Source organism: uncultured Blautia sp., from assembly GCF_902497045.1.
Taxonomy (GTDB): Bacteria; Bacillota; Clostridia; order Lachnospirales; family Lachnospiraceae; genus Blautia_A.
In genome coordinates this window covers 1-7606 of the sequence record NZ_CABVDF010000135.1, presented here as the reverse complement: position 1 = coordinate 7606, position 7606 = coordinate 1, and the positions used below count along the sequence as shown (strand labels likewise).

The following is a 7606-nucleotide window of genomic DNA, read 5'->3' as shown; positions in this document are numbered from 1 at the left end:
GTAAACTATTGCATTTTCCTAAAAACATGGTAAAATAAGAAACATAATTTCAAAGAATTTTATGCAACAAAAATGTATAAATATACCGATGCGGGTATAATGTTCAAGGAGGAAAAGAATATGAAAAACATGAAAAAATTTGCAGCGCTTACACTTTGTGCAGCCATGACCACAGCTATGCTCGGCGGAGTAACCGTATTTGCCAATGACAGTGGAATTGATGGTGTGGACGATCTTCCGGGAAAAAAGATCGGTGTGCAGCTTGGAACAACAGGCGACCTTTATGCTTCTGACTATGAAGGAGATGAAGAGGGAACATCCATCGAGCGTTTTAATAAAGCAAATGATACTGTTATGGCTCTGAAGCAGGGAAAGATTGACTGTATTATCATTGACAGCCTTCCGGCAGAGAAATTTATTGAGAATAATGATGATCTGGAAATTCTGGAAGAAGATTTTGCTACAGAGGAATATGCGATTGCCGTAAAGAAAGGCAACGATGAACTGACAGAAGCGATCAATGGCGCTCTTAAAGAGCTGAAGGAAGACGGAACTCTGGATAAGATCAACGAGAACTACATCGGCGATGATGATGTAAAAGGAACATGTCCATATGAGTCTCCTAAGGATGTAGACCGTTCTAATGGAACCCTGACTATGGCTACCAATGCAACATTCCCTCCATATGAATATTATGAAGGTGATAAGATCGTAGGAATCGATGTAGATATGGCACAGGCTGTCTGCGACAAGCTTGGCTATGAGCTGAAGGTTGAGGATATGGAGTTCAATGCAATCATGAATGCAGTAGATTCTGGAAAAGCTGATATTGGTGTAGCAGGCATGACAGTAACAGAAGACCGTAAGAAGAGCGCGAACTTTACAGATACCTATACAACCGCAAAACAGGTAATCATTGTCCGCAAATAATAAAAAAGATTTACAGCTGTCATAGAACAGAAATAATTCCGGGTACCCGGCATCGAAACGATCGGTATGGGAACCCGGAATTTATTATGAGTTACTGAAAACATGTGAAAAAAGAGAAAGCGGTGAATGTTTTGACAGATTTTATTGAGAAATTTCGATTGAATTTCATAGACGATAAGCGTTATGAGTTTATTTTCAGTGGTTTGAAGACCACCCTGATCATTACAGCTTTTGCAGTTCTGATCGGTATTATTTTAGGATTTATCATTGCTATGATCCGTGCGACTCATGATCGGACAGGAAAAATGAAAATCCTGAATGCTATCTGTAAAGTGTATCTGACTGTGATCAGAGGAACACCGGCAATGGTACAGCTTCTGATCATGTATTACGTTGTGTTCGCGGTTCATGATCCGGGAAAGCTGATCACAGCAATCGTTGCCTTTGGTCTGAATTCTGCAGCATATGTAGCTGAGATTGTCCGTTCTGGTATCATGTCTATCGATCAGGGACAGTTCGAAGCCGGCAGAAGTCTGGGATTGAATTATCGTCAGACAATGCTTTTGGTCATTCTTCCACAGGCATTAAAAAATGTGCTTCCTGCACTGGCTAATGAGTTTATTGTGCTGATGAAGGAAACTTCTATCAGTGGTTATATTGGTCTTACGGATCTGACCCGCGGCGGCGATATCATCCGCAGTCAGACCTATGAAGCTCTGCTGCCTCTTCTGGCAGTTGCAGCAATTTATCTGGTACTTGTAATGTTCCTGTCTTATCTGGTAGGAAAGCTGGAAAGGAGGCTGAGAAGCAGTGAACGCTAAAGGTGAAGTATTGCTTGATGTAAAGGAATTGAAAAAATCTTTTGACGGAATGCAGGTTCTGAATGGGATTTCCACTCAGATCTGCAAAGGAGAGGTAGTTGCCATCATCGGCCCTTCCGGCTGTGGTAAATCCACATTTCTCCGTTCGCTGAACCTTCTGGAAACTCCTACAGGAGGACAGATCCTTTTTGAGGGAACAGATATTACAGATAAATCTGTAGATGTAGATAAAATGCGTCAGAAAATTGGAATGGTGTTCCAGCAGTTTAATCTGTTTCCGCATCTGACTATTAAGAAAAATATTATGCTGGCGCCGGAAAAGCTGGGACTGATGACGAAAGAAGAGGCTTCCAAACGTGCAGACGAGCTTCTTGAGCGTGTAGGTCTTCCGGATAAGGCGGATGCTTATCCAAGTCAGCTGTCGGGAGGACAGAAGCAGAGAATTGCCATAGCCAGAGCCTTGGCTATGAATCCGGATGTAATGCTTTTTGATGAACCGACCTCAGCGCTTGATCCGGAAATGGTAGGAGAGGTTTTGGAGATCATGAAGGAATTGGCCAAGTCGGGAATGACCATGGTTGTGGTTACTCATGAGATGGGATTTGCCAGAGAAGTGGCAACCAGAGTTATGTTTATTGATGAAGGAAAGATTCAGGAGGAGAATACTCCGCAGGAGTTCTTTGCCAACCCGAAAAATCCAAGACTGAAAGAATTTTTATCTAAAGTTTTATAAAAGCGTTGTCGATAAAAAAGACCGCTGCAGCAGAAACGGAATTTATTCACGGATCAGCTGCGGCGGTTTTTAATTTTATGAAAGCCAGAAAAATCTGTCAGTGTCCGGAAAGGGTTTCTGTATTGCCTTTCTCAGGGGGAATCCGGTCTGCATAAGCTTTTTTCAGTTCTTTATAGCAATACTTGATGATTTCCTTACGGGTAATGATGCCGATAAAAAATCCCTGGTCATCAACCACCGGAACATAATTCTGGTTGATAGCGCGGTCCAGAAGATCCTCCATATCAGCATCTGCATGTACCGGTTTATAGGTGGCGCGTCTGGGAATGGCCATAATAGAAATATCTTCCATTTCTTTTATATTCATGGTATTCAGACGTTTCAGTCCCCATAAAAGATCTCCCTCGGAAATGGTACCGGTGTAACGGCCGTCCACGCTCAGGAGAGGAATACAGGAAAATTTCCTGTGCTCCATTTTTTCTATAGTCTGCCTCAGTGTATCATCTTCAAATATATAAGCTACTTCACTTTTGGGTGTCAGAAAAAATAAAATATTCACTTTATGTACCTCTGTCTTTCCTGTCAGTGGGAAAACAGATGAAAATCTGTCTTCCTGAACTTGTGCTGCATTCTATTGATATGATAGTATGAAGGTACAGGACTGTCAATAAGTGAATTATTAAAATTTGGTGAAAAATACAGTAAAAAACCACCTGCAGCAGGTGGTTTTTGGTTACTGTTCACAGGAATGGATACATAACAGATTACAGGAGATGGATTCCGTTTGCGTCTGCTTTTTCAAGTACTTCTTCAGGCCAGAGAGAAGCATGGACTTCTCCGATATGTGCTTTTCGAAGGAAAAACATACATATACGGGACTGACCGATACCACCGCCGATGGTGTAAGGGAGTTCTTTGTTCAGGATAGCTTTCTGAAATGCCAGTTCTCTGCGTTCATTACAGCCGGATTCTGTCAGCTGGGCGTCCAGAGCCTCTTCGTCCACACGGATACCCATGGAGGAAAGCTCCAGAGCAATGTCCAGTACAGGGTAGTAAACAAGGATATCTCCATTCAGTTCCCAGTCGTCATAATCCGGGGCACGTCCGTCATGGCGTTCTCCGTTATTCAGGGTCTTACCTACCTGCATAAGGAAAACAGCGCCTTTTTCTTTGACGATCTTATATTCTCTTTCCTTTGGCGTACAGTCCGGGTACATATCTACAAGCTCCTGTGTAGATACAAAAGCAATTTCTTTTGGAAGGATTTCTTCTATGTAATCATACTGGACTGCCATGTATTTTTCTGTTTTGCGCAGAACGCTGTAAATGGAGCGGACGGTATTGATCAGGGTCTCCATGGTACGTTCTTCTTTGGAGATGATTTTTTCCCAGTCCCACTGATCCACATAAACAGAATGAATATTGTCGATATCTTCATCTCTTCGGATGGCGATCATATCCGTATACAGTCCTTCTCCATGAGAAAAACCATATTTTTTAAGTGCGTAGCGTTTCCATTTTGCAAGAGAGTGGACAATTTCGGCATTTTCGTCCATACCTTTAATCTCGAAGCTTACTGGACGTTCCACACCGTTCAGGTTGTCGTTCAGTCCGGAAGACGGGGCAACAAATACAGGAGCGGACACACGGAGAAGATTCAGCTTCTGGGCAAGTGTTTGCTGGAAAAAGTCTTTGACAGTCTTGATCGCTACCTGGGTATCATGGAGATTCAGATCCGACTGATACCCGGTGGGAATTTTAAATTGTTCCATAATAATCCTCCTCGAATTTAGATTCTCTTATTATAGCAGGAAAAATTATGGAATGCAATTTTTAACTTGCGGGTTTTGAGGATATCCGATACAATAAAAACAGTAAAGAAAGGGGGGCGGAGCATATGAAATGTCCTTTATGTGACGGATCTGTTGTCAATGGAAGATGCCGCGACTGCGGAATGCCCTATCGAAATGATGAAATTCTCTATCATCTGAACGAGGATCGGAGAAGTCATGATAAGCATGCCACAGATAAGGCCAGGGAGGAGCTTCTGAAACGGATGGTTCCCCTTGGAGACATGAAACAGGCTTCCGGACAGGTGTCTGGAGCCAATACCCGGAAAGCATCAGGGAAGACGGGGCAGAGAAATATAACCCGGACGGCAGACCAAAAGGTTAAGGATAAGCAGAAAGCAGCGGCCAAAAGCAAAAAGGAGTTTGGCAGAAGCAGCAACAGCTCCTGGAGTCCGGAGAAAAAAAGTAAAAAAAAGAAAGCTTTGAACAGGATTATTTTCTGGGGGCTCGTAGTTTTGGTGCTGGTGGGGCCCTCCATTGACGGTATTCTGTCTTTCTGGTCAGATAATGAGACTGCTGTTGACAGTTCTTCTTCTGGGATTTCTTCAGAGGGAACTGCAGTGTACAGTATCGGAAATCCGGAAGAACAGAGTCCTGACAGCTATTCATTTTCTTCCTGGTCAGATTCAGATGGCAGGATGGAATATGGACTTAATGCCGGTTATGGCTCCATAGAAGTTGGAGAAGAGCTTCCTGTTGGAGAATACAGGATCTATACAAATAATGACATGGTTAAGTTGCTTTACAAAAATGCCGATGAGAAAAAGGCAGAAGTTTTTGAATTAAAGGAAGGCGATTCACTGGAGATGCTTTTAGGAAAGGGAGACGTTCTCAGGCTGGACGGGAATGGAGATTCTTATAAAAGTGTTTATTTTCAGGAGCTTGACAGGTAAGAAACAAGGGGGAAAAAGTTTTTTAAATTCCCCCTTTCTTTTTACAGGATATTGTGTTATACTCTGTTTTGCAACACCAGATATGGGGAGAATATCGTAGGGATGCACATGGAAGAAACGTGCATTTTTTTACGAGACGAAATAGGAGAAAAATGGTATGATTTATGTGATCAAAAAAGATGGGACAAAGGAAGAATTTAATCCGCAGAAAATCGTGGCAGCCGTAAATAAATCTGCCGCAAGGATCCTGTATACATTTTCTCAGGAGGAGAAGGATTTTATCTGCCGTTTTGCGCAGGAGCATGCGGATTCCCTTGGGAAAAATGAAATTCAGATCCAGGAGATGCATAATATCGTGGAAGGCGCTCTGGAAAGAGTGAATCCGGCGGTGGCAAAAAGCTATCGTGATTACCGTAATTATAAGCTGGATTTTATCCATATGATGGATGATGTGTATACAAAGAGCCAGGCGATCCGATATATCGGTGACAAGAGCAATGCAAACACGGACAGTGCGTTGGTTGCTACAAAGAGAAGCCTGATTTTTAATGAACTGAATAAGGAGCTTTATCGTAAGTTTTTCATGAACCGCAATGAGCTCCAGGCATGTAAGGATGGTTATATTTATATCCATGATCAGTCTGCCCGCCTGGATACCATGAACTGCTGTCTTTTTGATGTGGCATCTGTGCTCAGAGGCGGATTTGAGATGGGAAACGTGTGGTATAACGAGCCGAAGACTCTGGATACAGCCTTTGATGTTATGGGTGATATTGTCCTTAGTACAGCAGCCCAGCAGTATGGCGGATTTACCGTTCCGGAGGTAGATAAGATCCTGGCTCCTTACGCGCAGAAAAGCTATGACAAATATGTTCAGGAATTTTTGAAATACTCAGATCAGAGCTGGACCGGAAGAGAAGAGAAAGCAATCGAGTATGCACTGGATAAGGTCCGCAGAGACTTTGACCAGGGATGGCAGGGAATTGAATACAAGCTGAATACCGTAGGCTCTTCCAGAGGAGATTATCCTTTTGTTACGGTAACCCTTGGTCTTGGAACCGGACGCTTTGAGAAAATGTGCAATATGTCCCTGCTGGAAGTACACAAAGGAGGACAGGGGAAAGAAGGACATAAAAAACCGGTTCTTTTCCCAAAAATCGTATTCCTTTATGATGAAAACATTCATGGACCGGGACAGTGCTGTGAGGATGTATTTGAAGCAGGAGTAGACTGTTCTGCCAAGACGATGTATCCGGACTGGCTGTCTATGTCAGGAAAAGGTTATATTGCCAGCATGTATAAACAGTATGGCAAGGTGATCAGTCCTATGGGATGCCGTGCATTTTTAAGCCCATGGTATGAAAGAGGCGGCATGTATCCGGCAGACGAGAAGGACAGTCCTGTATTTGTAGGACGTTTTAATGTGGGGGCAGTAAGTCTTCACCTTCCGATGATCCTGGCAAAAGCAAGAGCAGAGAGCAGAGATTTTTATGAAGTTCTTGACTTTTACCTGGAGATGATCCGTAACCTTCATATCCGTACTTATGAATATCTTGGACAGATGAGAGCGTCCACCAACCCGCTGGCATACTGTGAAGGCGGATTTTACGGGGGCCATCTGAAACCGCATGAAAAGATCGGCAAGATTCTGAAACCGATGACAGCATCTTTTGGTATCACAGCCCTGAATGAGCTTCAGGAGCTTTATAACGGCAAATCCATCCGTGAGGACGGCCAGTTTGCTCTTGAGGTACTGAAATATATCAATAATAAGGTAAATCAGTTTAAAGAAGAGGATGGAAATCTTTATGCCATTTACGGAACACCGGCAGAAAGTCTCTGCGGACTTCAGGTGGAGCAGTTCCGCAAGATGTATGGTATCATCGAAGGCGTTTCAGACCGTCCTTATGTAAGCAACAGCTTCCACTGTCATGTAACAGAAGATGTGACGCCTATTGAGAAACAGGATCTGGAGGGCCGTTTCTGGGAACTTTGCAATGGCGGCAAAATCCAGTATGTACGTTATCCTATCGGATATAATAAAGAGGCTATCCGTACTTTGATCCGAAGAGCCATGGATCTGGGATATTATGAGGGTGTGAACCTTTCTCTGGCTTACTGTGACGACTGCGGCCATGAGGAACTGGAGATGGATGTATGTCCTGTATGCGGATCTACAAATCTGACAAAAATCGATCGTATGAATGGATATCTCTCCTACAGTCGTGTTCACGGAGACACACGTCTCAATGAAGCTAAAATGGCTGAAATCGCAGAAAGAAAATCTATGTAAATGTTTAGTTACAATTCTAATTGAAACATAGCAATTCTAATTGAAATAACGATATTTTTTGCAAAAATAAAGTTACAATTCTATAT

General features: G+C 43.0%; 7 protein-coding genes. 5 read left to right on the top strand and 2 right to left on the bottom strand.

Annotated features, from left to right (window positions below; genetic code table 11):
* Nucleotides 1-120 precede the first annotated feature (120 nt).
* The 3 genes from RDS42_RS14885 to RDS42_RS10045 all read left to right on the top strand — a co-directional run bounded on the left by RDS42_RS14885 (nucleotide 121) and on the right by RDS42_RS10045 (nucleotide 2484).
* Complete coding sequence (locus RDS42_RS14885) at nucleotides 121-930, top strand: transporter substrate-binding domain-containing protein (protein WP_329995614.1); 810 nt, start codon at nucleotides 121-123, stop codon at nucleotides 928-930.
* 104 nt (nucleotides 931-1034) lie between these two features.
* Nucleotides 1035-1751, top strand: coding sequence for an amino acid ABC transporter permease (locus RDS42_RS10050; RefSeq protein WP_308783545.1), 717 nt, complete (start codon nucleotides 1035-1037; stop codon nucleotides 1749-1751).
* A gap of 49 nt (nucleotides 1752-1800) precedes the next feature.
* On the top strand, nucleotides 1801-2484 hold the full coding sequence (locus RDS42_RS10045) for an amino acid ABC transporter ATP-binding protein (RefSeq protein WP_308783546.1): 684 nt from the start codon (nucleotides 1801-1803) through the stop codon (nucleotides 2482-2484).
* Nucleotides 2485-2581: 97 nt separating this feature from the next.
* Here the strand turns inward: RDS42_RS10045 and RDS42_RS10040 are convergent, their stop codons facing one another.
* Complete coding sequence (locus tag RDS42_RS10040; RefSeq protein WP_308783544.1) at nucleotides 2582-3043, bottom strand: CBS domain-containing protein; 462 nt, start codon at nucleotides 3041-3043, stop codon at nucleotides 2582-2584.
* 205 nt (nucleotides 3044-3248) lie between these two features.
* A complete protein-coding gene (gene asnA / locus RDS42_RS10035) occupies nucleotides 3249-4256 on the bottom strand; it encodes an aspartate--ammonia ligase (protein ID WP_308783543.1) in 1008 nt (335 codons plus the stop codon).
* A gap of 125 nt (nucleotides 4257-4381) precedes the next feature.
* Here asnA and RDS42_RS10030 point away from each other — a divergent pair, with 125 nt between their 5' ends.
* Nucleotides 4382-5227: a hypothetical protein gene (locus tag RDS42_RS10030; protein WP_308783542.1), complete on the top strand. Its 846-nt coding sequence runs from the start codon at nucleotides 4382-4384 to the stop codon at nucleotides 5225-5227.
* Nucleotides 5228-5384: 157 nt separating this feature from the next.
* Nucleotides 5385-7520 (top strand): anaerobic ribonucleoside-triphosphate reductase, encoded by a 2136-nt coding sequence (gene nrdD, locus RDS42_RS10025; protein WP_308783541.1) that lies wholly within the window; start codon nucleotides 5385-5387, stop codon nucleotides 7518-7520.
* Nucleotides 7521-7606 lie beyond the last annotated feature (86 nt).

Bases quoted from the DNA above. Each gene is read 5' to 3' on its own strand.
- asnA (WP_308783543.1), bottom strand. From the start codon at position 4,256: ATGGAACAATTTAAAATTCCCACCGGGTATCAGTCGGATCTGAATCTC.
- RDS42_RS10030 (WP_308783542.1), top strand. From the start codon at position 4,382: ATGAAATGTCCTTTATGTGACGGATCTGTTGTCAATGGAAGATGCCGC.
- RDS42_RS10045 (WP_308783546.1), top strand. From the start codon at position 1,801: ATGCAGGTTCTGAATGGGATTTCCACTCAGATCTGCAAAGGAGAGGTA.
- RDS42_RS14885 (WP_329995614.1), top strand. From the start codon at position 121: ATGAAAAACATGAAAAAATTTGCAGCGCTTACACTTTGTGCAGCCATG.
- nrdD (WP_308783541.1), top strand. From the start codon at position 5,385: ATGATTTATGTGATCAAAAAAGATGGGACAAAGGAAGAATTTAATCCG.